General features: G+C 54.4%; 19 protein-coding genes, 1 tRNA gene and 3 pseudogenes. 4 read left to right on the top strand and 19 right to left on the bottom strand.

Annotated features, from left to right (window positions below; all coding sequences use genetic code 11):
- Positions 1-48: 48 nt before the first annotated feature.
- The 5 genes and pseudogenes from JI735_RS21900 to JI735_RS21880 form a co-directional block, all read right to left on the bottom strand.
- A complete protein-coding gene (locus JI735_RS21900; RefSeq protein ID WP_039839648.1) occupies positions 49-1,695 on the bottom strand; it encodes a response regulator transcription factor in 1,647 nt (548 codons plus the stop codon).
- 130 nt (positions 1,696-1,825) lie between these two features.
- Positions 1,826-2,728, bottom strand: a complete 903-nt coding sequence (locus JI735_RS21895) for a GNAT family N-acetyltransferase (RefSeq protein WP_051052341.1) — start codon at positions 2,726-2,728, stop codon at positions 1,826-1,828.
- A 265-nt stretch (positions 2,729-2,993) separates the two neighbouring features.
- Positions 2,994-3,901: pseudogene (locus tag JI735_RS21890) on the bottom strand (NAD(P)/FAD-dependent oxidoreductase).
- Entirely contained in the window at positions 3,898-4,218 is a 321-nt protein-coding gene (trxA, locus tag JI735_RS21885) for a thioredoxin (protein ID WP_039839653.1), read from the bottom strand. The pseudogene JI735_RS21890 and the gene trxA overlap by 4 nt, the downstream one beginning before the upstream one ends.
- 253 nt (positions 4,219-4,471) lie before the next feature.
- Positions 4,472-4,555, bottom strand: a tRNA-Leu gene (locus JI735_RS21880).
- Between the two features lie 179 nt (positions 4,556-4,734).
- On the opposite strand from JI735_RS21880, the gene JI735_RS21875 reads away from it, so the two are divergent.
- Entirely contained in the window at positions 4,735-5,190 is a 456-nt protein-coding gene (locus tag JI735_RS21875; RefSeq protein WP_046502698.1) for a YhjD family protein, read from the top strand.
- A 64-nt stretch (positions 5,191-5,254) separates the two neighbouring features.
- Here the strand turns inward: JI735_RS21875 and JI735_RS21870 are convergent, their stop codons facing one another.
- The 3 genes from JI735_RS21870 to JI735_RS21860 form a co-directional block, all read right to left on the bottom strand.
- Positions 5,255-5,473 carry a hypothetical protein gene (locus tag JI735_RS21870; RefSeq protein WP_039839655.1) on the bottom strand — a complete coding sequence of 73 codons (219 nt, stop codon included), beginning with the start codon at positions 5,471-5,473 and terminating at the stop codon, positions 5,255-5,257.
- Positions 5,474-5,595: 122 nt separating this feature from the next.
- Positions 5,596-5,913, bottom strand: coding sequence for a hypothetical protein (locus tag JI735_RS21865; protein ID WP_020433779.1), 318 nt, complete (start codon positions 5,911-5,913; stop codon positions 5,596-5,598).
- Between the two features lie 104 nt (positions 5,914-6,017).
- On the bottom strand, positions 6,018-6,590 hold the full coding sequence (locus JI735_RS21860) for a xanthine phosphoribosyltransferase (protein ID WP_039839656.1): 573 nt from the start codon (positions 6,588-6,590) through the stop codon (positions 6,018-6,020).
- Positions 6,591-6,768: 178 nt separating this feature from the next.
- Here JI735_RS21860 and JI735_RS21855 point away from each other — a divergent pair, with 178 nt between their 5' ends.
- Entirely contained in the window at positions 6,769-7,890 is a 1,122-nt protein-coding gene (locus JI735_RS21855) for a YkvI family membrane protein (protein ID WP_039839659.1), read from the top strand.
- 2,267 nt (positions 7,891-10,157) lie between these two features.
- On the opposite strand, the gene JI735_RS21850 is transcribed toward JI735_RS21855, so the two are convergent.
- The 3 genes from JI735_RS21850 to JI735_RS21840 are packed head-to-tail and all read right to left on the bottom strand — an operon-like array spanning position 10,158 to position 14,600.
- Positions 10,158-11,981 carry an AAA family ATPase gene (locus JI735_RS21850; protein ID WP_202676431.1) on the bottom strand — a complete coding sequence of 608 codons (1,824 nt, stop codon included), beginning with the start codon at positions 11,979-11,981 and terminating at the stop codon, positions 10,158-10,160.
- A complete protein-coding gene (locus tag JI735_RS21845) occupies positions 11,978-13,459 on the bottom strand; it encodes a metallophosphoesterase family protein (protein ID WP_083886789.1) in 1,482 nt (493 codons plus the stop codon). Before JI735_RS21845 ends, JI735_RS21850 begins: the two co-directional genes overlap by 4 nt.
- Positions 13,460-13,463: 4 nt before the next feature.
- Entirely contained in the window at positions 13,464-14,600 is a 1,137-nt protein-coding gene (locus tag JI735_RS21840) for a glycosyltransferase family 4 protein (RefSeq protein WP_039836516.1), read from the bottom strand.
- 184 nt (positions 14,601-14,784) lie between these two features.
- Between JI735_RS21840 and JI735_RS21835 the strand changes: the two are divergent.
- Positions 14,785-16,177 (top strand): annotated as a pseudogene (locus JI735_RS21835) (RsmF rRNA methyltransferase first C-terminal domain-containing protein).
- A 341-nt stretch (positions 16,178-16,518) separates the two neighbouring features.
- Here JI735_RS21835 and JI735_RS21830 read toward each other — a convergent pair.
- From JI735_RS21830 to JI735_RS21805, 6 genes and pseudogenes are all read right to left on the bottom strand, one after another.
- Entirely contained in the window at positions 16,519-17,319 is an 801-nt protein-coding gene (locus JI735_RS21830; RefSeq protein WP_039836513.1) for a Cof-type HAD-IIB family hydrolase, read from the bottom strand.
- Positions 17,320-17,434: 115 nt separating this feature from the next.
- Positions 17,435-18,199 carry a pseudouridine synthase gene (locus tag JI735_RS21825; RefSeq protein WP_202676430.1) on the bottom strand — a complete coding sequence of 255 codons (765 nt, stop codon included), beginning with the start codon at positions 18,197-18,199 and terminating at the stop codon, positions 17,435-17,437.
- 3 nt (positions 18,200-18,202) lie between these two features.
- Positions 18,203-19,750 carry an RsmB/NOP family class I SAM-dependent RNA methyltransferase gene (locus tag JI735_RS21820; RefSeq protein ID WP_202676429.1) on the bottom strand — a complete coding sequence of 516 codons (1,548 nt, stop codon included), beginning with the start codon at positions 19,748-19,750 and terminating at the stop codon, positions 18,203-18,205.
- Between the two features lie 71 nt (positions 19,751-19,821).
- Positions 19,822-20,298, bottom strand: coding sequence for a DUF309 domain-containing protein (locus tag JI735_RS21815; protein ID WP_411829940.1), 477 nt, complete (start codon positions 20,296-20,298; stop codon positions 19,822-19,824).
- Positions 20,264-21,075 (bottom strand): annotated as a pseudogene (locus JI735_RS21810) (GTP pyrophosphokinase). Before JI735_RS21810 ends, JI735_RS21815 begins: the two are co-directional and overlap by 35 nt.
- 28 nt (positions 21,076-21,103) lie before the next feature.
- Positions 21,104-22,198 (bottom strand): quinone-dependent dihydroorotate dehydrogenase, encoded by a 1,095-nt coding sequence (locus JI735_RS21805; protein WP_039836505.1) that lies wholly within the window; start codon positions 22,196-22,198, stop codon positions 21,104-21,106.
- Positions 22,199-22,409: 211 nt separating this feature from the next.
- Between JI735_RS21805 and JI735_RS21800 the strand changes: the two genes are divergently transcribed.
- Complete coding sequence (locus JI735_RS21800; RefSeq protein ID WP_167330823.1) at positions 22,410-22,547, top strand: hypothetical protein; 138 nt, start codon at positions 22,410-22,412, stop codon at positions 22,545-22,547.
- Here the strand turns inward: JI735_RS21800 and JI735_RS21795 are convergent.
- Together JI735_RS21795 and JI735_RS21790 are read right to left on the bottom strand one after the other, a co-directional pair.
- Positions 22,544-23,974, bottom strand: a complete 1,431-nt coding sequence (locus JI735_RS21795) for a L,D-transpeptidase (protein ID WP_202676428.1) — start codon at positions 23,972-23,974, stop codon at positions 22,544-22,546. The two genes, JI735_RS21800 and JI735_RS21795, sit on opposite strands and share 4 nt — an antisense overlap.
- 188 nt (positions 23,975-24,162) lie before the next feature.
- Positions 24,163-24,405, bottom strand: a complete 243-nt coding sequence (locus JI735_RS21790) for a ferredoxin (RefSeq protein ID WP_025705212.1) — start codon at positions 24,403-24,405, stop codon at positions 24,163-24,165.
- Positions 24,406-24,438 lie beyond the last annotated feature (33 nt).

The following is a 24,438-nucleotide window of genomic DNA, read 5'->3' as shown; positions in this document are numbered from 1 at the left end:
CAAACACCCCGTTCTGCCCGGCTTGTTCCCGCAGGAGTTCAGGCGGCCTCATTTCAGCTGCTCCCTGTATGCGCTTGGTGTACATCCCGTTATTTTTTTGAACAGCTTGCTGAAGTGGCTGGGATCGGTATAACCCACCGCATAACAGACCTCATACAATTTATTCTGCGGATCTTTCAGCAGGTTTTTGGCCTGCTCTATCCGGACCTTGGTCAGATATTCAAATAAGGTTTCTCCGGTTTCCTGCTTGAACAGCAGTCTGACGTAGGTAGGGCTGAGATATACGCCTTCAGCGATGTCCGCTGCGCTTAAATTCTCGGAATATCTCTGCCCGATCAGCAAGCGTACCCGTTCAATAACCTCGCTGGCTTTTCCACTACGCTTCAAACGGGAGTAATCGCAAACCTCTTGCAGATATGCCGCAGTATACTGCAGCAAATCATGTATCGTTTCCTGGCGCATTACCTGCTTCCAGGCTTCCATCTCCTTCTGCTCCCAGTCCTCTGACATCCCGTTCAGCTCAAGCATAACCTGCCCGGATTGCAGGATCAGATGCAGGCTGACATTCTGGGCATAACGGGAGCCCTGCCCGCGGTTCTGCTCCAGCCGTGCAAAAATCTGCTCCAGCTCGCTCAAGGTTCGCTCCCGGTCTCCTGACCTTAATGCCGTGAGCACCCGTTCACTCCACTCCGCTTCATAGCGGTACCGCAGATGCTCAGCGGATTCCAGCTTGTCCATCGAAAGGATGCGGTTTTTGCCCAGATACCATTTCTGGTCTGCCGCACCTCTCGCCTGCTTATAGGACAACGGCAATTCCGGCAAGCTGCTGACGCCCTCGCCCACCCCGATGGTCACACTGAGCTTCAGCCATTGCCGCAGATTGTCACGGATGGATTCCGCCAGCAGGAGAAGCTCCTGCTCGGGAGACTGAACCTCCTCAGCCTCTTCCGCATCTCCGTCATCCAGCTGCCGGGTCAGCAGAATTCCCACATACTCTCCGGGCTGCTTCTCAAAGGTAATGCCCCGCATCTGCTTGTCGATTAACTCCTGTATAATATTCAGCACCGTGTAGGAAAGCAGCTGCTTATCCTGCTCGCTGCGGGTATCCAGTACCTGCGGCACATCATCAATCATAATGACGATGACGATGTAATCGCTTGCAGATAACAACGTCAAATCCAGAAACTCCAGCTTCTCCCGGATATGCGCCGGATTAATGCGGTCACTGATTACAGACAGGAGAAACCGTTCACGCAGCAGCGGCAGGCTCTGGGCCAGCTTGGCCTGCATCTCTTTCACACGGCTGCGTTCCCTTGCTTCCGCATCAAGCGCTCCCGTCACCTTGCCCATGACAGAGGCCAGCTCTTTGCGGCGGATGGGCTTCAGGAGGTAATCCACCGCGTGGATCTGCAGCGCAGACCGCAAATAATCGGCATCGTTATGCCCGCTGATGAACACGATTTTGGTGAAAGGCAGCACCGCACGCACTTCCGCCGCCATCCGGATGCCGTCCATCGCCGGCATCTGCACATCGGTCAGCACGATATCCGGCTTCAGCGCCTTGATCATCTCAAGTCCCGCATCTCCGTCATCCGCCGTGCCAATCAGCTCGATCCCCTGCCCCGCCCAGTCCACATAGCTCCGCAATCCGTTCAGCACCGAAGGCTCATCGTCAACAATGACCAGTGTTTTCATTGGAATGTCCCTTTCTGTAACTGTTATATTGGCGCTACAAAAATTTCTACAAACAAAGGCATTCTCCTTCCTCAAGTGTAAATTCTGATGTCAAAAAACGCCCGGTTTCCCAGGCGCTTTATCATTACTTCTATTTAGCTGTCAGATCATATGTGAAGCAGGCAGCAGCCTCCACCTGCTTAAAGCCCTCTGCGATATACAGTGCCTGGGCACGCTCATTTTCAGCATTTACACATAATACAGTTTGCGTGTATGACTGCTCCTTGGCGAACTGCAGTGCCGCTCTGAGCAGAATTCTTCCAAGCCCCTTCCCTTGATATTCCGGCAGTACAGCCAAAGGGCCAATGTTCATGATGGGTGAGCCTTCGTAGTCATCATCGGCTCCACGGACAATTCCGACCGCCCGGCTGTTATGGTAGAGGATTAATAAGCCGTTGGCAATGTAGTCATTGCCGGAGATCATCTTAGTTACCATCTCCGGGGTGGCCGGCGTTTCACTTCCTTTAAGTTTGGCAAAGCCGGCATTTCTCACCTCACACCAGACAGACTCATCGGCTCCAGGCCGTAAGGGCTTAATTTCGTACCCGCTGGGCAAGCTGAAATCGGGAATGCTCTCTTCATCTCTGACGAGTAAATAGGAGTAGCGCTCCACGACAAATCCGGCAGCCAGCATATTGTTCGTCTCTCTTGTATTCACCGTCGGCACAAATATATCCAGCCTATCCAGACCTGCCGTATGCGGTAGAATGGCTTGCAGCAGCTCCCGGTAAAGCGCCTGATCAGCTGTATCCGCCTGAAAAATCCGAAAACGGCCTTTCCGCCCTCTGCGGTTGTAATCGTTCAAAATCAGCGAAGCTGCTGCAACCAGCGTTCCCTCTGCATTTATCGCAACATATGTGGGGTTCTCTTCAGACAGCTCAAACTCAGCAAGGTCCTCTTCATATAAAAAGGATTCATCAACCTCCGCCCGGTATTTCCGGCAAAAATTCAAAAATTCGTCTCTTCTGTCCTGACTTAACGCTTCAATTTTCATTAGCTTGTCATCCTTCCAGCCTGTATTATTGCTTCTTCAAGATAGCAGAAGTGAATTCAACCGGAAAGGGAAAAAACAATTATGGACTATTCTATCCTTGATGCCATCGCCAAAAGCCCGCTAAGAGGCTCACTATACCATTTCACCAGAGCCGGGAATTATACTTTCTGATCCCGAGCGGGTACCTGCGGCTTGGAGCATTATCTGTGAGCCGCTGGTATTGCCTGCCTCTCAGCGGCCTTAACAATTTTTGAGATCACCGAATTTATCTGGACGCAAACTCCTCTTCCGTCAGCTCCATGTTGATCGCCATAGCGGCCTTACTGCCCTGGGCAGCAGCATAGATTAATTGCGAGGGCATCACATAGGAGGCATCTCCGGCAGCGTATACTCCGGGTACTGAGCTTTTCCCCATCTCATTCGTGGCAATTCCGCCCGTCTCTGTCACTTCATAACCCAGCTGTGCCTGAAAAGCCGCCTTCGGCTGCAGCCGCGGAGCAATAAATCCCCCGGTCCGCCCAAGCCGCGTTCCATCTGCAAATTCCACCTGCTGCAGCTTACCTTCACTGCCTATAAATACTGTGACAGGCTGCTCAATGATCCTAATATTTCTGGACGCAAGAAGCTCCCGCTGCTCTTTTGTCAGCACATCTGCCCCGCCTGTGGCAACAATCAAGTCTTTGCTCCAGTTATACAGAATTTTGGCCATATGAAACACTCCCGGCTGGTCAGACAGCACAATAAGCGGTTGATCCCGAAGCTCCCAGCCATCACAGTAGGGACAATTGAACAAACTTCTTCCATAATGCTCACTCAACCCGGGAATATCGGGAAAATCTCACGCAGCCCCGTGGCGATCAGCAGCTTGCGTGCCGTGAAGGATAGCCCGTCTTCCGTGACGATTGAAAATTCATTACCGGTTCGGCGAACATCAGTGACTTGGCTGGAATGGTGAGCAACCGACGGATACCGCAGCACCTCTTCATAAGCTATACGCCGGAATTCGGCCGGTGTGACACCATCTCTGGTAATAAAACCGTGAGAGGCATGAGTTACAGCGTTTCTGGGCCGGTTGTTATCGAGCAAAATCACCTTCCGCCTCGCTCTGCCGAGCACCAAAGCCGCATTTAATCCCGCCGGCCCTCCACCGATAATGGCACAGTCATATCTCATTCAGCTTCTCCTGTAACCAGGGTACGCAGAGTCCTGGCCGGAAGAATCCCCGTTTCCTTATATTTTAATGTGCTATTCTGAAAAATAAGTGTAGAGGGGATACTCATAATGCTATATTGGGCAGACGTAACCGGATTTTCATCCACATTGACTTTAATGACACTAACCTTCCCTTCTGCCTCATTTGCAAAAGCCTCCAAAATAGGAGCATACATTCTGCACGGCCCGCACCAGGAAGCCCAAAAGTTCACTACCGTTACTCCGTTTCCCTGAACCAGCTGATTGAAATTCTGATCTGTTGCATGTTGAATTGCCAATTCTATCGTCCTCCTATTATAACTTTTATAGACTCTTTATATCCTTTATTCATACAAAAAAACTTAAATAAAGGATTTAATATATCTATAATAGACTGGATAGTCCTGAAAGAGCATAACTGCGGCGGATTCGTTTTCACTATCTTCAGCACAGTTGTGCCAGATTGGGTGTTAGCCTAAAACTCAAAAATATGTAAAAAGCTCCTGAACCGTCACAAAGACAAATTCAAGAGCTCATTCATTGTTAAATTGATGCGGTCGAGAGGACTCGAACCTCCACGGTATTGCTACCACACGGACCTGAACCGTGCGCGTCTGCCAATTCCGCCACGACCGCATATCATTGGACTCGCTTTCGCGGCCACAAGATAGATCATACCACGCAGGATTCATTGAGTCAATATTTTTTCGCAATTATTTTTATTGGCATAAATTTCTGTATAAATATTGCTTTTATTTGCTTGTTAGGAGTATAATGAGAACAAAGGTTCGCATACTATAAATGAGGTGATTTATATGGCGACTACCAAGAGAAGTACACTAAATACACCATTGATCCCAGAAGATATAACCAAAGATGAAAAGTCACTTGTCCGAAGCTATTTGCTGCTGACGTTCATTCATAAAGTATTTGAACGCGATTGCCGGGTCATCGGCAAGAGCGGATTGTTCAAGACACCGCAGTTGTATATGGAGCTGGTGTCTGGTGCAACGAAGAAGACTTCTCTTATGCTGCAGGAGGTCACCCGTGAGCTCACCGCGCATAATCTGAAGATCACAACCGTCCGCCAGGACCAGCGTGGCGTAGAGGCCAAGTATTCCTGCCGCGGCTATGCCGGAGAGATGAATATTCCATGGCCCGGCTTCCGTAATGAAATGATGCTGCGGATGCGTGCCTATCTCGGTCTGAATCCTGAGCTTAATGTGCTTCCCAGGGAAGAAGCGGTGGAGCAGATGGCCTTATCGATTTAAGACCTGCCAGCAGCACTAACAGCCCCGTCCTATAATCGGACGGGGCTGTTAGTGCTGCTGTATATTATATACTCTCCGGCTCTTGTCGGGGTTCGGCGAAGGGCTGGTAGATATAGTTGCGGTCCAGCTTCACAACCCGCTTATTGGGCCGGCGGATCATCACTTGAGACTCGTCCCAAGCCAGCACAATCCCTTTTACATCATTGCTCTCCAATCCGTCGCGTACAACCCGTATCTTCTCACCGGAAATCCGGTACGCATCCAGCTGTTCATCACTGATCATAAGCCTGAAGTCACCTTTCCTTTCCAACACGTCCATTCCCTAATCCAGCCGTGAAAAAGACCCAAATGAGTACTCATCCGGGTCTAGTTGCTTGCAGATCAATCCTTATATCTTATGAAGTTCTATATCAGCGCTTCATTCTTCTCAAACCAGAAGTCAAGAACTTTAGCGGACATCACACGTTGCTCCAAATACTCCACCTGATGATCACTGAATTTCTGTCTCCAGTTGAAGGACAGCTCTTCACACAGACTCGTGATGGTCAGAAGCTCAGACCAAGCGACGTAACGTTTGTACCAGAAAAACTGAGGATGTTCGATCATATAGGGATACAGGTCGTCGAATTCCGTATGTTTGCAATCCAGCGCACGTTCGAAGTGATCCTTGGCCTCGGTTAGTTTATCAATAAAAAATTGCTCTGTCACCGGTTCTTTCCCCATCGTGACGCCTCCTCTCTCATGTCTAATGTTTATTATAAAGGAAAAGTTATAGAGTGGAAAGCAGATGTTTTAAAAATAGGCTAACTTCCTCTAATTGTCACCCTTTATTCGTCAAAGACAATTTTCCCGTCACTCAATGACATAATGCGGACAAGCGACTCCAGCCGGATCCCCTGTTCCCGAATGGTTCTGGCCCCTGCCTGGAAGCTTTTTTCTACAACTACACCGAGTCCGACCAGTTCGGCACCGGAACGGTGGATGATTTTGATCAGACCACGCGCAGCATCGCCGTTAGCAATGATATCATCGATAAACAGCACCTTGTCATCCGGGGAGATAAACTGCCGGGAGAGCATGATGTCTGTAACGATGCCTTTGGTGAACGAAGGAACTCTTTCACAGAGCGCATCCGGATCAGCGAGCAGCGTTTTTTTGCGGCGGGCAAAAACCAGCGGCACCTTCATTTCATAAGCGGTGGCAAATGCCACGGCAATACCCGAGGATTCCACGGTAACCACACGGGTAACTCCAGCATCAGCAAATCTCCCGGCAAACTCCCGTCCCATTTCCATCGTCAGCATAGGATCAACCTGGTGGTTGAGCAGAGCATCCAGCTTCAGCACCTGATCGGAAAGGACGACCCCTTCCTCCAAAATCCGTTGTTTCAATAATTCCATGTTATGAACCTCCATTACCCTTTATAATTCCAGACATTCCGCTGTAACCACTTCATATAAGTATTAGGCGGAAGTCATGTCCTTCTGCTCAACATCATAACCTGTACTATATGGACTGCACAAGGCTATCCTTTGGTATAGCTATTTTTATCTTGGCAGCACTTTTAAGGAGGGAGCCATGAAATCCCATGTCCGCACACTGCAAATCGCTTTCACCTATATTGGTACTATCGTAGGCGCCGGTTTTGCTACCGGCCAGGAAATCCTCCGTTTCTTCACACGTTATGGACACTGGGCGGTGCTGACCATCCTGTTTTCCACCGTCCTGTTTATCTGGCTCGGGACCAAAATGATGATCATCGCCCGGCGCGTTCAAGCAGAGTCTTATGAGGATTTCAACCGCCATCTTTTCGGTGAACGTGCCGGGAGAAGCATCAGCCTGTTCACCATGATTATCCTGATTGGCGTGAACAGCATTATGCTGGCCGGGGCCGGGGCTATTTTTGAGGAGCATCTCGGAATGCCCTATCAGGCAGGTCTGCTGTTGACCCTTCTGGGTTCCTACCTGCTGCTGAAGCGCGGAATTTCAGGTATCCTGCAGATCAACAGCCTGGTGGTGCCGCTAATGCTTACTCTGTCGCTAATTATTATTTTTAATACACTGGGCGTGCCTGGTGCGGAACGCTTTTTGTTCCTTCCGACGGATCACAGCTTCTTTGGCGCCTGGATGTCCCCCCTGCTCTATACCGCGTTCAATCTCGGAATGGCTCAAGCCGTACTGGTGCCGCTGGCCCGGCATACCAATGATGAACAAGCTCTGCTGCGGGGCGGCATTCTCGGAGGAATAGGCATCGGCTTCCTGCTGCTCGCGGCACATTTTGCCATGAGCTCGCAAATGCCGGGCACCCTTCAATATGAGATCCCGATGGGCACCATCGCCATCCGCCTTGGCCCCGCCGTACAGAGTATCTATCTGCTGCTGATTTTCATGGAGATCTTCAGCACTTTTGTAGCCGACATCTACGGTGTCAGTGTACAGCTTCAGCAGCGCCTGCCGGTCGCCCCCGTCCTTGTGACTCCACTCCTGATGCTGATCTGCTACGTGTTCAGCCAGTTTGGCTTCAGCTCACTGCTGTCTATATTTTATCCCATCTTCGGCGCGGTGTCGCTAGTATGGGTCATAATGCTGCTGCGTGCCCCGATGTCCCCGCCCCCGCGCCCGGCAGATCCCCCCGGCACGGACGGTAAGGGGATCACTATCGTCGCCGTTAAACCCGTAATCCGGATTACCCGGAAATAACGGCTGCTGCGGGATGTGAACGCGCACCGTACAGATACTGGGATATGATAGGGATCAAATCCGGGAACCGTATCGTCGGAATCAAAGGTATTTTTACCTTTGATTGCAGCGATTCCTGCGGGCGGGGACGACTCAAAGGTATTTTTACCTTTGATTGGGGCGATTCCCGCGGGCGGGGACGACTCAAAGGTATTTTTACCTTTGATTGCGACGATTCCTAGTGTCAAGAAGGTTGTGTATAGAGAATAAGTATCTTCCCGACACTTCGTTTACTGGTTAGGTGGAAAAAGTATCACTAATTTGTCTGAGCATCAAGCAACCCGGGCAGCTAAGTGGAAAAAGGTACACTAATTTAGCCCACTTCGCTCCAAATAAGGGAATATCACCGAATTAAGTTCCCTTTTTCCACTTAATCCTCACGATTGTTTATTTCTGAGGAAATTAAGCTCCTTTTTTCCACTTGGCCATCCGCAGTGCCGAAATCAAAGGTATTTTTACCTTTGATTCTGATGATTCCTGCGGGCGGGGACGATTCCTGCGGATGAGGGGCCAAGAGCATTTTTACCTTTCTTTCCATGTGACTCGAAATATGAGTTTTCTAAGGCGCTTTTTTATCGCACGATGGTGAGGTAAGCATGGCTAGACGGGAATAACCGACGCTGCGGGAATGATCCTGGCTGCCGCATCAACCACATGCCGGTGGCAGGTCATCATGATAATCTGCCGGGTTGCGGACAGCTCGCCGAGCAGGGCGAGTGCCGCATGCAGCCGCCGTTCATCGAAATTAACAAACAGGTCGTCGAACAGCAGCGGGAGATTCGCCTGCCGTGACATCGTCTCCGCAAGCGCCAGCCGGATAGCCAGGTACAGCTGCTCCGCCGTTCCCCGGCTGAGCAGGCCGCTGTCCAGCAGCCCCAGGTTTCTGTGCTCCGCTTTTAGCTCCTTGTTGCCGGGTGTCATTACTACCCGCCGGTACTCCCCTTCCGTCAGTTTGGCAAAATACTCGGAAGCCAGCAGCAGCACCTGCGGCTGCTTCTCCTGCTCATAGATACGGCGCGTTCTGCCCATAAGCTCAGCCGCCAATGCTGTTACTGCATATTGGCCTGCAATTACCCGCAGCGCCGCCCGCTGCTCCTCCAGCTGCTGGAGGACTGAATCCTCCATCCCGCGCTCCAGCAAATATTCACGCTCCTGCAGCAGCTTGCCCCGATGCTGCAGCATAGCATTGCGCTCATCCTCAATACTAACCGCAGTCTCCTCCGCAGCATTCCGTTCCTGTTCCAGAGTGTATGCGTCATGAGTCTCCAGCAGTGCCATCAGCTCCGCAGCAGCTTGATTCTCCCAGCCCCCGAACATGGCCAGCTCCCATTGGCGGATCGATTTCGTCAACTCGGCGCGCTGCTGCACAGCCGCTGACCGCCGCAGAAATTCCTCACCGTCAGCAGCCCCGCCTTCGTGCAGCAACTCACTGGAACGGCGTGAGAGTTCCTCCAATTCCCTGCTGCTCACTGCCAGCTCTTCCTGCAGTTCCAGCAGCCGGGCGTTCATTCCTTCCCGGCGCAGCAGTTCCACCTGTAGAAGATCCCACTCCCGCTTTCTCAATTCCAGCCAGCTGAGAAGAGATAAACCCGCAGCTTCAAATTGCTGTTGAAGCGGAGAAGCTGAGACAGCGGTAGTCTTAGAATCCCAAAATGGAGGTTCAAGACCGGCTGCCGCAGCGGCATTGGGCGCATCTGACCGGTCGGGAGCAGCAACACCGTCCGAGCTTCGAAAAGCTTGAACAGCTCCGGCAGAATGGTCCAATCCATTCACCGGATCATCTGTAGACAAGTTATGGTGGCCTGCTTCAGCCGGTGTATCCAAGTCCATTCCAGCCCATTCCATCTGCCCGGCTCCAACACCAGCTTCATTCATTAATGCTGATACTTCCCGCTCAAAGGAACAGCACGCGGATTTCAAAGCACTCAGACGCACAGCAAGCTTATGCTCCTGACGCAGCAGTTCATTGCCTTGCTCCACCAATGAGAAGATATCCGGGAGGCTCTCAGGCGAGAGGCCTTCAGGCAGCTTGCATTCATGCAGCCATTCCTCATAACGTTCCGCCAGCGCTGTGAAATCAGCCTCAGCCTGCTCCAGTTCTGCGGCAAGTGCATGCTCCTGTCCCGAAAGCGAGTCCAGCTCCACCCGGCAGGCCTCCCGTTCGGCAGCCAGCCTGTCCATGCGCTGCCGCCATGCGTTCCAGGCGTCCATGAGCCTGCGAAGCTCCTTCATCCCGGCCTCCAGCCCGCTGGCATCAGGGCTTGCGCCTCCCGCCGGCCGCTGCCGCTGCCCCGGCCGGCCAAGCCCGCTCTCCGGCTCCGCGCCGGAGAGCAGCAGCCCCGCAGCCGCCGCATCTCCGCTGCGGCGGCATCGCCCTCCCCGCCGTGCCCCGGCGGGGCCGCGTCCGCCCTGCGCTCCGCGCGCAGGGCGGCCCACAGGGCCAGGTCCGCTGCGGCCAGCAGGCCGAGCGCGGCCCAGGCGCTGACCGGCGGTGCGCCGGTCAGCCACAGCGCTGGCGGCAGCAGCAGCGTAAGCGCTGCGCCCGCCAGCAGCATGCGCCGGTAGCGCTGCGCCCGGCGCCCGGCACTGCCGGTGCCGCTGCCTGCGGCGCCGCGGCCGCGCAGCGGCTCACCGCCGAGCTGCGCTTCGCGCCAGCGCTCGGCAGCCAGCTGCAGCTCGTCCCAGAGCTGCAGCAGCTCGCGCGGGCTGCGCTTGGCTAAGCCCGCGAAATCGGCGGCACCGGCGGCGTGCTCGCGCGCCAGGGCCCGGTCTGCCGCCTGCAGCGAAGCGGCGGCAGCAGCCAGGCGGGAGCGCAGCGTCTGCCGCTCCGCTTCACGGGCTTCCATGCGGCGGTCATACGCGCTGAAGCCTGCCGCAAAACGCCGTGCAGCTTCACGGTCTGCCGCCGTAGCGGAGAAGCCCGCCAGCTCGGCCTTGCCCCAGCCTGCCCCGATTCCGCGCAGAATGCGTTCCAGATGCTCTTGCAGCGCATCAAGTTCAGCCGCAAGGCGCTCCGCTTCGGCTTTCTTGTCTTCATAGCTGCTGCGCCGGCGGTCCAGAGCTTCGAGCTGCGGTCCCTGAGCTTGAAGGCGTTCATCCGGCGGCTGCTTCGCCAGTTCAGCGGCAAGATCGCGGTGCTGCCTCTGCAGACGGAATACCACCCCTTCGACATTCTGCACTTCTGACTCCAGGGTCCGCCAGCGGGCGGCCCCATCCTCAGGAAAAGCAGCGATAACCGGAAGCTCAGCCAGCTCCAGCTTCGCTTCGCTCCATTTCAGCCACAGTTCACGGATCTCCTGGGCTTTGCGCAAGTGAACAAGCCTGCCGGCAGCGATCCGCCGGCGGTCTTCCAGCTGAGCCAACTGCAGCTCTACGGCTTCCAAAGCCGCAATATTCTGGTTATATCGCAACAGATAGGAGCGGCTTTCGGCCGCCTCCCGCTCCAGCTTCTCTATCGACTGCAGGATTTTGGCTGCTTCCTGCACCTTTCCGCGCGGCTTGTAGAGCTTCTCCGCATCCTGCTGCAGCCGCCGCTCGGCCCGCATAATCTCACCGCCGCCCCCCATACCGGCATGGAACAGATAGCTGCTCATTTCCTCGGACTGCAGCGCGCCAAGCTCCTGCAGCTCATCCAGCGACACAGCAAACAGCTGGCGGAACATACTGCGGGAAATGCCGCCAAGCAAACGCCGCTCCATCTCCGTTTGGCCTGCTTCCTCGGTTCTTCCATCGGGATGACTAACCGTAATGTGCAGCTTTTCACTTCTGCCCGGTGTCTCTCCGCCTGTCATATACCGGCGGATTCTCCACTGTCCGCCTTCGCTGTCACGCGCTGCAAGCATTCCGCCATGCTGCCCCCCTTGCGCAGGCTCATAGCGCTCCTGGGGATTCACTCTGCCCGGAATGCCGAAGAGCATAGCGCGTATGAACTGCAAGGTAGTGCTTTTACCGGCTTCATTGCGGCCATAGAGCAGGCTTACCCCGCTGTCCAGCTTCATTTCACGGTTATGCAGGCGGCCATAACCGCCAATCTGCAGTTCCTCTATTTTCATCCGGCATCCCCCCGTTCCTCCCGGATAGGCTTCACCGCCTGAGTCCGTGCCGTTTCATCTGTACCTTCCTGTGAGACAAGAGACACATCTGGCCGGTCTGGCAGTATTCCAGCATCTGTCTGGAGCTGTTCTTGACGTTTGTTGTCTTCCATTTGATTTCCGCCCCCGGCCAGCATGGCTCCGGTATGCTCATCCATCCCTGCAAGCAGGGTAATTCCAAGCTCGGCTGCATTTCTCAGCCAGCCCAGCTTCTCCTCCGGTGAGACAGAAGCAAGCATTCTGCGCAGCTCACGGCTCTCCATCAACGGCTTGAGCGCACTGTCCATCAGCTCCTCCAGCCCGGCAGAAGATTGTTCACTCCGCCCGGCCAGCCGCAGCATTTCACCAAGAAAGCTGTCCTCCTGAACGAGTCGCCCGCGGTCAACAGCCAGTCCTGTCTCCAGTGCGAAGCCTTCTGTCCAGACCAGACCTGCGTACGCTTTGCGTTCTGCGCGTATAGCCTCCCGCCGCTGCAATTCAGCGAGCAGATCCTCTGCCGCGCCCTTCTCAGCCAGCGCTTTGTGTACAGCGCCTCGTCCTGTCAGCCGGAAGCGGACCACCGACATCAGCTCCGGAAACGCGTCCCTGACCTCCTCCACAGCCTGTTCCACGGCTCCGGCCCACTGCGCTTCATCCGCCAGGCCGTCAATGGAGAGTTCACGGACATGCCAGCGGACAGCATCCAATTCATGAAACTTGAGGGTTGCCTGACCTGCTTCATTCACATCCACAACATAACAGCCTTTTGGACCGGTCTCTTTGACACTGCGACCCTGGATGTTCCCCGGGTATACAACCGGCGGCTGCTCATGCAGAATCCTGCGTTTATGTATATGCCCGAGCGCCCAGTAGTCGTAACCGCGCCCGATCAGATCTTTGCGGCTGCAGGGGGAATAAGTCTCATGCTGGGGATCTCCATCGACGTTCCCGTGCAAAAGAGCAATATGGTACAAATCGCTTCCCGGCCTGCGTTTAAACTGCAAGGCCGTGTTCTCTGTCACCTTGGCGGTAGGATAGGAAATCCCGCTGACTACAGCAACCTCCCGGCCATCACTGCGGCGCCGTGCAACAGCTTGTCCCGGTTCACTGCCGCCGAATACGGTCACATGCCCCGGAGGCTCAGTGCTGAGGCGGGGGCCGTCCAGCGGATCATGATTGCCATGAATCAGGAACACTGCTATGCCGTGTTTCCCCAGCTCCTGAAGCGCCTCCTGAAAGCGCAGCTGTCCCTGCAGTGAAGCGTCCGATATATCGTAGACATCCCCGCTGATGACCACAAAATCGGTTTTTTCCTGAACCGCTACGCTAACAAGCCGCCCGAGGGCGGCAAAGGTGGACTCTCTTAAATAGGAGCGTATAGCCTGCGGAAGCTGCGCCAGTCCGGCAAAACGGCTGTCCAGATGCAGATCTGCGGCATGCAGAAAACGAAAAGGAATCATCTCCTCACCCTTTCGTTCCCGGCTGATACTGCAGATAGGTTTTTTTGAGCTCATTGGCTACTCGTGTTAATGAATATAAGCTCTTTGCTTTATCCCAGGCCGAACGGGACAGCTCGTAGCGGTACCCGGGATCGCTGATCACTTTTTCCAGGGCATCCGCCAGGGCCACCTCATCATCCGGATCAACCAGCAGGCCGTTCACCCCGTCTTCAATCTGTTCCGGAATTCCGCCTACATTAGTGCCTACCAGCGCCAGACAGCTGAGCGCCGCCTCCGCAAACACCGACCCAAAGGCTTCCGCGCGGGACGGCAGCACAAAAATATCAAAGAACGGCATAAATTCTTCCGGATGCAGCGTATAGCCGTAAAATATAGTTTCATTATAAATGCCCAGGCTCTGCGCCAGCTGCTCCAGCTCTGCACGGGAAGGACCGTCACCGATAATATGCAGGACATATTCATGATTGCGTTTTTTCAGCTCGGCGCAGGCTTTGAACAAGGTGTCTATTCCCTTGGCCGGTACCAGACGTGTTACGGTTACCAGCTGCGGGATGTCGTTGTCATGCGGCACCGGCTTGAATCTTTTCTCATCAAAACCGTTCGGAATCACTCCGATCCTGTCAGGCCGGTCAATGTATGGGGCCAGGTAGTCGGCAAAAGAGCGTGACACCGTCATGAGCCGGTCGCTGACATGCTCCAGTTCGCGGTAAATCGAGACAAGAAATTGATGCTCCGGCCCGCCCTCAAGAATAACGCCGTTCAGAATCAACTCGCGTTCATAGCTGGAATGCAAAGTTTGAATCAGCGGGACCCCGGGATAGATTCTTTTCATCGCCAGTCCCGCAATCGGATGATGGGCATGGATCAGATCATAGTTTTTGCTCATACGCAGCTTGGTCCACCATATATAATCCTTGTAGGTCTGAATATATTTTTGCACCACAGGACTTTCGCCATAGAGGGTCCAGTCAAAGGTTTCAAAACTGACCTCTTCACGCCCCTTTCCGCGGATACGCTTGGGCAGCCAGAACAAATCCATATCCCAGCGGCTTGAACGGAAGCGTTCCTGCAGATACGGGATCATGGAAGATACACCACCGGGTTGCTCCGGCGGGAAGAATAGCGCTTGCAGCAAGTTCATAAGGCATTCCCCTTTACAATTGCCCCTTTACGATGAGACCCGGCAATTATGATATAGTTGTATATATGTACATTTACAGGTACGCTTAGTTCCCATACCTTGATTTTATCGGTATCCACCTGAAACAGCAACTAAGAAGAACCTGAAATCTATCTTTGATTTTTGACATAAGGAGAAATGATATATGAATGAAGAACGGCTCCCCGCCGCTTATACTGCCGGCATTAGAGAGATGCTGGGGCAGGAGGCGGACGCTTTTCTGGAGAGCTACACTGAGCGGCGGACCCAGGGTCTGCGGTTCAACACGCTCAAAAGCAACTCGCTTTCAGGCCGCGCAGCGGCTGAACACACAGCTGTCCGGTTTGACCTGACGCCAGTACCCTGGTGTCCTTCGGGATATTATTATGAGGAACCCGCCCGGCCGGGACGGCATGCTTATCATACCGCCGGATTATATTATATTCAGGAACCCTCCGCAATGTCCGCAGCCGAACTGCTGGCCCCCCGCCCCGGTGAGACGGTGCTTGATCTTGCGGCAGCTCCAGGCGGCAAAACTACCCATATCGCTGCTCTGATGCAGGGCCAGGGGCTGCTCGTTTCCAATGAGATTCATCCGGAACGGGCAAAAATTCTGGCGGAGAATGTTGAACGTCTTGGCATCTCCCACGCCGTTGTAACCAGCGCAGCTCCGGGAGAGCTGTCCCGCCGTTTTCCGGAGGTTTTTGACCGGATTATGCTGGATGCACCCTGTTCGGGCGAAGGAATGTTCCGCAAAGACCCCGCCGCCATCGGCGAATGGTCCCCGGAGCATGTAGAGATGTGTGCGGCAAGACAATGGGATATTCTCCAGGATGCCTATATTATGCTGAAACCGGGGGCAGCCTGGCCTACTCTACCTGTACTTTCAACCGCAAAGAAAATGAGGAGACGATATCACGGTTTCTGGACCATTACCCTGATATGGAGCGGATTGCTGAGAAGCGCTTATGGCCTCATCTGGAAAAAGGCGAAGGCCATTTCGTCGCGTTGCTCCGCAAGGCGGCCTCTGAAGAGGACGCACCAGGCCGCAATAAACGCGGCAGCGGTCGGGGCAAAACCAGCCACAAGCTGCCTTCCACCGCCCGCGATGCCTTCCAGCAATTTATGAGCTGGGCAGCGGACGAGCTGCCGGGATTTGCCGGACAGGGCGTGCCTCTGTTATTCGGAGAATCCCTGTACCTGCTCCCGGAAGCATTCAGCGCCGGCTTGCATACAGGCCTCTTGGAAGGGCTGAAGGTACCCGTGCGGGGCTGCACATTGCTCATCTGAAAAAAAACCGCATTGAACCGGCACACGCCCTGGCGATGGCTCTCCAGCCGGAACAAGCGGCACGCAGTTACAATCTGGCGGCTGACAGTCAGGACATTCAGGCTTGGCTGCGCGGTGAGAGCCTTCCCGTTCCCCCTGAACTGCACGGCTGGACCCTGGTAACTGTGGACGGACTGCCAGTCAGTTGGGGCAAAGCCAGCTCCGGGCAGCTAAAAAACCATCTGCCAAAAGGGCTGCGGATTCTCAAAGCCCAAACTGACGGGCAATAGGCAGCTGAACAGCCAAAGGGACCTCCCTGCGCAGATACGGTTACGGCTGATGCGGACAGGAGATCCCTTATTGGAGCGGATTAGATTATCTCTCCAGGCCACGCGGACTGAGATGCCGCTAATTGTCCAATTTCCGCTCATATTAGGCTGTAATGAACAAAATAAGGACTTCTGTGTCCGAAACAACCGGAAAAGGTCTGTTTTTCGTAAAATAACGTCTTCTCTGTCCGTTTCAAATATTCACACAAAAATCCGGCAGGAGCCATTCCCACCGGATTTATCCGCTTCATATCATATTTTAAGAGGCCTTGACTAGAAGAGTACCATGAAAGGATTATCCATCAAGACAAGCAGTACTTCACCAATGCGTCGCGCACGCCATGATCATTGTTGCTGCCCGTGACCGCATCCGCTGCCGCCTTGACCTCCAGGGGGGAGTTGTCCATGGCAATGCCAAGACCGGCGTAGGTCAGCATGGATATATCATTATAATAATTCCCAATGGCCAGAACCTCTTCTTGCGCAATCCCCAGCTGGGAAGCCAGATTCTTCAGCGCGTTGCCTTTGGAAGCTTCAGGATGCATGAAATCAACGAAAAATTCCCCGCTGCGCACAATATTATATTGCTGCGTCCAGGTGCTCCATTCGCGCTGGGCTTCGTCCAGAATATCCGCTTTAGTAAATACCGTAAATTTGACAACCGGTTCGCGGAAATCCTCCCAGGCCGGGAGCGATGCAGGCGTAATCCGGAAATGCTCATACATATACGTCGCTTCCTGGGTCAGGTTGGCCACATTGTCCACATACATGTCAAAAGCAGTATTCACATCATAATGAATATCACGCGCACGGCAATAATCAATATAAGGGTCCAGTCCGCGGGCGTCCAGCCCGTAGATATGCAGCACCTCGCGGTCCTCTACCCGAACTGTAGCCGCTCCATTGTGTCCCAGCACATATCCGGCCAGCCCCATCTCCTCCATGAAAGGAATCGAATTCTGCGGGCTGCGTCCTGTACACAAGACGATTAGCCCGCCCTGCCGGGTCACCTCAGCAATAGCCTCCCTGTTTTCCGGGCTTAGCTTGTGGTCGTCATTCAGGAGCGTCCCATCCACATCCAGTGCAATCAGTTTGTATTTCATACCCCACCATCCATCCTTGTCAGTCTTTAGCTGTATATTTTATGGTATCTAAAATCTGTTAACCGGAGCCGCTGCTTTAATTCAACCTGATATAAAAGTCCGGCTGTTGGTCCCCTTAAGCTTCAGCTTCCCCCCCGCCAAGCACCCTTAGCTCTTCGGCCGTCAGTTCCCGGCAGGCCCCGGGAGCCAGACGCTCATCCAGCTTCAGCGCGCCCATGGAGACTCTTTTCAGGAAGACTACTTTTTTGCCTACCGCCAAAAACATCCGCTTTACCTGATGGAATTTTCCTTCGGTAATGGTCAGTGAAATCTGCGACAGGGTCTTGCTTCCGCGTTCCCTGCCCAAGATGGTGAGCTGTGCAGGCAATGTCACATACCCATCCTCCAGCTCAACCCCGGCGGCAAAAGCGGCCACATCTGCAGCATCCACCTCGCCCTCAACCGTAGCCTCATACGTTTTCGGTACATGCTTGCGGGGCGAGAGCAGCTCATGGGCCAGCTGTCCGTCATTGGTCAGCAGCAGTAAACCCACCGTATCCTTATCCAGCCTTCCGACCGGAAACGGCCCGAACTGCGCGTATTCCGGCTTGAGCAGGTCCAACACCGTACGGTCCCGCTTGTCTTCTGTAGCAGACAGTACGCCCGGCGGCTTATTCATCATCAGGTAGATATATTCACGATAGACCACCGGCTCGCCGCTAACCTCGATTGTGTCGGCATAGGGATCAACGTGGAAGCCGCTGTCTTTGATTACGGTGCCGTTCACCCTAATCAGCCCTTGCTTGGCCTGTTTGCGGATATCGCTGCGCGAGCCTATCCCCATGTGGGACAGCACTTTATCGATCCGTTGTTTTTTGGAAGAATTTCCGGTTGCACTCATTCGCTATGTCCACCTCCAGCCTGCGGGATATTCATTCTTCAGCATGCCGTCCTGCCATTTGCCCCAGCCTGCGCTGTAACCGTCGATACAGACCAGCACATAACCCTTCGGAGAGCTGCCGGAACGTACCGATAAGCGTTCCGCAGGGATCGAGAGTGTCTCGCCCTTCAGATAGGAGACAGCTTCACCGCTGTTGCCCGGCAATGAAAGGCTGCGGATACTTTCTGCAGAATGCAGCGCGGTAGCGAGCGGATGTCCGGGAATGAACCGGCCGCTGCGGACATGCCCGGTATACCAGCCGGGACGAATTGTCTTCAACCCGTCCAGCGCAGCCTTCGGCAGCGGCGAGAGATACAGATGGTCACCAAACAGCACCGGATATCCGGCAGGCTGCCAGCCCAGCTGTTCTTCGGCGAATACGGAATATGCTGCTAATGCGGCCTCTTCTCCCAGTTCCTGAGACTGGCGTCCGGGAGCAGCGCCGCCGGATTTGCCGGCGGCGCGCTTTCCTTTGCCGCTGCGTCCGCCGTCCGCCCTCGCAGCCGCGGCCTTGGCGGAGGCTTGCGCCTTACCCTCTTTGTTCCGCGGGGATACCGGCAATGCCTTGTCCCTCTCGTTCTGCTTCAGACCAGCATCGGCCTCTTCCGGGGAGGCACTGCTTCCGTCATGGCGCAATACGGCCATAAAATGCCCCTCGCCCTTAACTATATGCGGCCACAGCCGGGCTGCTCCCGGCAGCCCGCCGAGGCCCGGCGCAAACGATCCGGTTCCGCCAACAGGAATAAGCGAAAACTCCGGATGGCTGACTAAAAACTCCCCGATGATGCCTTCATTCTCTTCTACGGCAAAGGTGCACGTGGAGTAGACGAGCGTTCCTCCCGGCTTCAGTGCTGCTGCCGCTGAAGCCAGAATTTCACGCTGCATGGCCGCATATTTCAGCGGCGTTTCCGGCTCCCACTGCTTGACCATATCTTCATCCTTGCGGAACATACCCTCTCCGGAGCAAGGCGCATCGATCAGGATGCGGTCAAAAAATCCGGGAAAAGCCGCAGCAATCCGCCCGGGACTTTCATTCAGCACAATGCCGTTGCGGACACCGTACAGCTCCAGATTTTTCGCCAGGGCCTTGGTCCGGTCCGGATGCAGGTCATTGCTGACCAGCAGCCCCTCGCCCTGGAGCTTGGCGGCAATCTGTGTGGATTTGCCGCCCGGAGCCGCACATAAGTCAAGCACCCGGTCGCCGGGCTGCACCCCAAGCAGTTCCACCGGAGCCATTGCGCTGGGCTCCTGAATATAGTACAGTCCGGCATGGTAATACGGATGTTTGCCGGGTCTTGCCCCGGCTTCCGTATAGAACCCGGACGGGCACCAAGGAATAGGTGCAAGTGTAAAAGGGGAGAGCACAAGCAGCTCCTCCACCGGAATTTTTAAGGTGTTGGCACGGATGCCCCCGTAAGGAGTCTCTTGGTACGACTCCGCAAATTGCTCATAGTCCGATCCCAGCATGTCCTCCATGCGCTGCATAAAAGTGCCGGGCAGCTCAACTGCCATGATGCCTTCCTCCAATAATCAAGGAACACCCCTGGGGGTGCTCCTGTGTTAGCCTTGCTATTCATTATGCCTTATTTGCGGCGGGATGAATCCGGCCGCTGCGGCCCCCGGCGCTGCGGGTGGATGGGAACGATGTCCCGGCCCGCAGCAGCCACTTCCTCGGCAAGCTCGGGGTCCAGCAGCTCAATCGTCAGATCATAATACCCGAACGGCCGCTCCGCGTAGGTTTCGAGCTTTCGCGCGTAATCGCCAGCCTCGCGGGCCAGCTTGGCAAGATTGATGCCAAGGGCATCCGCAGGATACCGCTGCAGCACCTCATGCGCCCGGCTCAGCATAATCAAGCCGCCGCGCACGTTGTTATTGCGGAAATGGTACAGTCCTACCGCTGTCTGCAGCAGCGCCTTATAGAGCGGGTCCTTGTCCCGGGCCAGCCACAGCTCTTCAAGCACCTCATGGCATTCAAAATAATCCCGGTCCCGGTTGAAATAGACCAGGTATGCCAGGTACAACCGTTCATAGGCCATCCGGCAGACTGTCCTTTTTGGCATTCGACAGCAGCCCGCGCACATGTTCCAGCAATTCCTTCATTGCGTCCATATCCTGCGCCTGCCAGATTTGATTGAAGCGCTCCTGGCTCTCAATCGCTTCATTGACCAGATGGTAGAAGTACAACTGGTGAATCGCCTTTAGCAGTTGCGTTGTCGTATTTGAATTATCCTCAAAGGTTTTCTGGGCCTCCAGGATTTCATCGCGGATGCTGGACATTTCGCTGTCCAGAATAGAGGCGGCTTCCGCAGCGGTCTTCAGACGCAGCCGCATTTCGTCGGGCAGGCTTTCCCTGTATTTGTAGTTCAGGGAATGCTCGATGGTGGCCCAGAAGTTCATGGCGAGCGTGCGGATCTGAATCTCGGCGAGCACGATCTTTTGCCCCAGGGCCGTCTGCACCGGATATTTAATAATCATATGGAAGCTGCGGTAGCCGCTTTCCTTATAGTTGGTAATGTAATCCTTCTCGTAGAGGACCTCCAGATCCTTGCGGGCACGGATATATTCCGCCACTCTGCGGATATCCTCGACGAACTGGCACATGATGCGAATGCCGGCAATATCCTCGATTCCCGTCTCCAGATCCTCCATTTTTACATTTAAGCGCTGGGCCTTCTCCAATATGCTTGACAGCCGCTTGACGCGTCCGGTCACGAACTCGATTGGTGTGTATTCTTCTCTTTTTTAAGCTCCGAGCGCATCGTTTTGAATTTAACCTTCAATTCCTCCACAGTTTGTTCATATGGAAGCAAAAATGTTCCCCAGTCCCTGACGTCCATCGCCTTCGTCCTCCTGTCCATTCATCCTTCAGTGATGATCAGCGCCCACCGCTTCTAGGATATGAGAGAATCCGTCCCGCCGCAGCAGCTTCCGTAATCCGGCATGCACTTTGCGGTTAACCTCTGGTCCTTCATAGATGAGAGCTGTATAGATTTCGACCAGACTCGCGCCTGCCCGGATCTTGTCATATGCGTCCTGGCCGGTAAAAATACCGCCTGAACCGATAATCGGCAGCTTGCCGCCCGTCTGGCGGTAGATTCTGCTGATGATTTCCGTCGAACGGTCGCGCAGCGGTTTGCCGCTGAGGCCGCCCGTCTCTCCTGCCTTGTCACTCCGCAGCCCTTCACGGCTGAGTGTGGTGTTGGTCGCGATCACACCATCCATTCCGGCCTCAGCGATCGTATGTACCATGTATTCCAGTTCACCGTCGCTGACGTCAGGCGCGATTTTGACCAGCAGGCTTTTGGCAGCGCCGCTCTGTTGATGCTGAAGCTCCATTTCCTCCTTGACCTGCGCCAGAAGGTTCGACAGCTCGCTGCCGTGCTGAAGACTGCGCAGATCCGGCGTATTCGGCGAGCTGATATTGACCACAAAAAAATCACCGTACGGATAAAGCGTACGGATACACTGGCGGTAATCCTCATGTGCAGATTCATTAGGCGTCGTTTTGTTGCGGCCGATGTTCACAGCCACCGGAATTCTGCGTTTCTTAATGGCCTTCAGCCGCTCCGCCATTGCTTCGGCGCCTTTATTATTGAAGCCCATCCGGTTGATCAGCGCTTCGTCCGGCAGCAGCCGGAACAACCGCGGGCTGTCATTGCCCGGCTGGCCCTTCGGCGTCACAGTGCCCACTTCCATAAATCCAAAGCCGATGGAAGAGAACCCGCCCACCGCTTCAGCGTTCTTATCGAGTCCTGCCGCAAGTCCCACCGGAGTCGGGAAATGCAGGCCGAACAGATCCACCGCAAGGTCGGCTGTTTCGGGAACGCCGTACATCAGCCGCATCGCCGCACTCCCGCCAGGCAACAGATCTGATTTGTTCAGTCCGCCTATGACGAGATGGTGCGCTTTCTCCGGATCCATTTTAAAGAAAATAGGTTTGCCTAAATGTCTATACAGCACCGTTCTCGCTCCTTCAAAGGGAATCCTCAAGTGATGTCAGATGAATCCCCGATTCTGTAGGTTTCTTCTTAATTTTAGCCGTTTCCGGGGAAAAGAAAAGTTTTTTACCGGGCGGTGCTTCCCGGTGAAACCCGGAGTATAGTATTTTTCTTGTAAACGCATTACAATGTAAGGGTAATCAACGATAAATAGAGAAAGAAGGATGGCCAATATGTCTACAAAGCGCAAACCCCCGACACTGCAGCAGAAGAAAGAAGAAGTCAACCGCAAAGCAATCCTATGGATCAGTGTCAGTCTGGTGCTTCTGATTCTTCTAATTATTGTGTTGTTTATTGTTGCCGGAAATTAATTGAGCCAATGGTAGACTTTGTTGGGGTTGGTCTGATCCAGCGGTGTGCCGGACGGGTAACGCTCATCGGGCAGCAGCAGTTCGTCAGGCAGAACCCCTTTACTAATTTGGACCTTCGTCCCCATCGGCACCATTGCGAACAGCTCCTCCACATCCTCGCGTTTCATCCGGATACAGCCCAGTGATTCATCCTTGCCGATGCTGTCCGGCTCATTCGTGCCATGTATGGCATAATTGGTGTCCGAGAGCTGCATGCCGCGGCTGCCGAACTCCCCGTTGTCATGCCCGTTCGGATGGACCACCTTGTCAGAGATCACAAACTCCCCTTCCGGCGTCTTCTCGCCCCCAAGGCCAACCGCATAGTTCCTTAGAATGATATTTCCGCTGGTGACTGCCAGGCGGTGATTTTGTTTATCCACAATAATGGCAAGCGGGCTGCTAAAAAAGGGCGGCTGCCCCTTGCTCCGGTTGGCCGTATCTTCCACATTTCCATTGCCTGCAGCTTTGCCCTCAGTTGTCACAGCCGGGGAAGGCTGCGGCGAAGCCTGGAGCGGCTGTAGTGCCGAAGCTGCGCGTAAAGCGGCGAACTCCTGCTTCATGAGCGGGGTCGTTTCCCCCATAATATTCCCCGGAAAAGGCCGGGTCAGCTCCTTCAGCGATTCAGGCGGCTTTCCCTTGCTGCTGTTGTAGGAACGTATAGCACTCCATAGAGCTGCCAGCTCTTCCTGCCTCTCCTGCCATATCTGCGCCTGCTTCTTCAGCCCGCCGGCTTCCGGAGGTTCGCAGGCGCAGGCAGCCGGATCGTAAGACTGGTAGACAACCTTCCCATTAGCGCTCTTCTCGATTACAGCCGCAAGCGGCAGGTTCTTCTTCCAGATCAGCCAGCGCCCTGACTTTTTCATGGCCAGCACAGCGGTTTTGGAAGGCGCCTCCCGGTTCTTCAGGGTTGCGGCCAATGCCTGGCCCGCTGAAGCTGCATCTTCACCAGCCGCCGTAAACGCCAAGACAGCCGGGACCGGAGATGCCTCTTCCTCAGCGGGTTTAGCTGCCACCGGCTCTTCTGGATCCCCGGCTGCAGCTTCCGGGACTGACACCCCGGCTTCGTCTAAATTCACGCCAGGGGCTACTGCCGACGGGATCAGCATCAGCAGCAGGAGGAGCAGCACCAGCAATCCCCGGCGCAGCCTCAGCCTGGATTCATGACGCTGCCGGTTTTCCCTGATCAGCCCTTCCTCATATTCCCGGAGCATTTCCGCCGGGACCTTGCTGTGCTCAAAAGCTTCATACACTTCGCCTGCCTGGTTGAAGCAGTAATTTGCCTTTCCATGCTGTCCGTTCTTATAATATTCCTTACCAAGCAAGTACCATGCCATCTTGTTATCGGGATGCATTTGAACATAGGCTTTGAGATGCTGCGAGTTTTTCATCGGGGCCTCCGCGGATTGTGGAATACTCAATCTTTATATTTTATATCGGCACACTCATTAAAAAAGACATCCCCAGCCGCATTTATCGCAGCAAAAGGAATGTCTTTATGGAAATATAAGGATTAGAAATAAGGTTTGCCTCATTCCTAATCCTTATATTTTTGCGCAGATACGAATAACCCGGGGGTTTAGCCTTCTTTGTTAAAAGGTGCGTCTGCAATCTTGATGGAGTCCGTAGGACATCCGTCGGCAGAGTCCTGCAGATCATCGAACAAGTCGTCGGGAATCGCGGTTACCCCGTGGTTGCCGTCGTTTTCGTAGATCACTTCCGCCAAACCTTCATCATCATAATCAAAAATATCAGGGGCCGTTGCGCCACAAGCACCGCATGCGATGCAGGTATCTTTTTCGACCCAAGTGTATTTAGCCATTTCTTCTCTGCCTCCCGTTGAACAATACAGACC

Source organism: Paenibacillus sonchi, assembly GCF_016772475.1.
Classification (GTDB): domain Bacteria; phylum Bacillota; class Bacilli; order Paenibacillales; family Paenibacillaceae; genus Paenibacillus_AQ; species Paenibacillus_AQ sonchi.
Note: the sequence above shows the minus strand (reverse complement) of the source record. Positions and strands in the feature narration are given on the sequence as shown.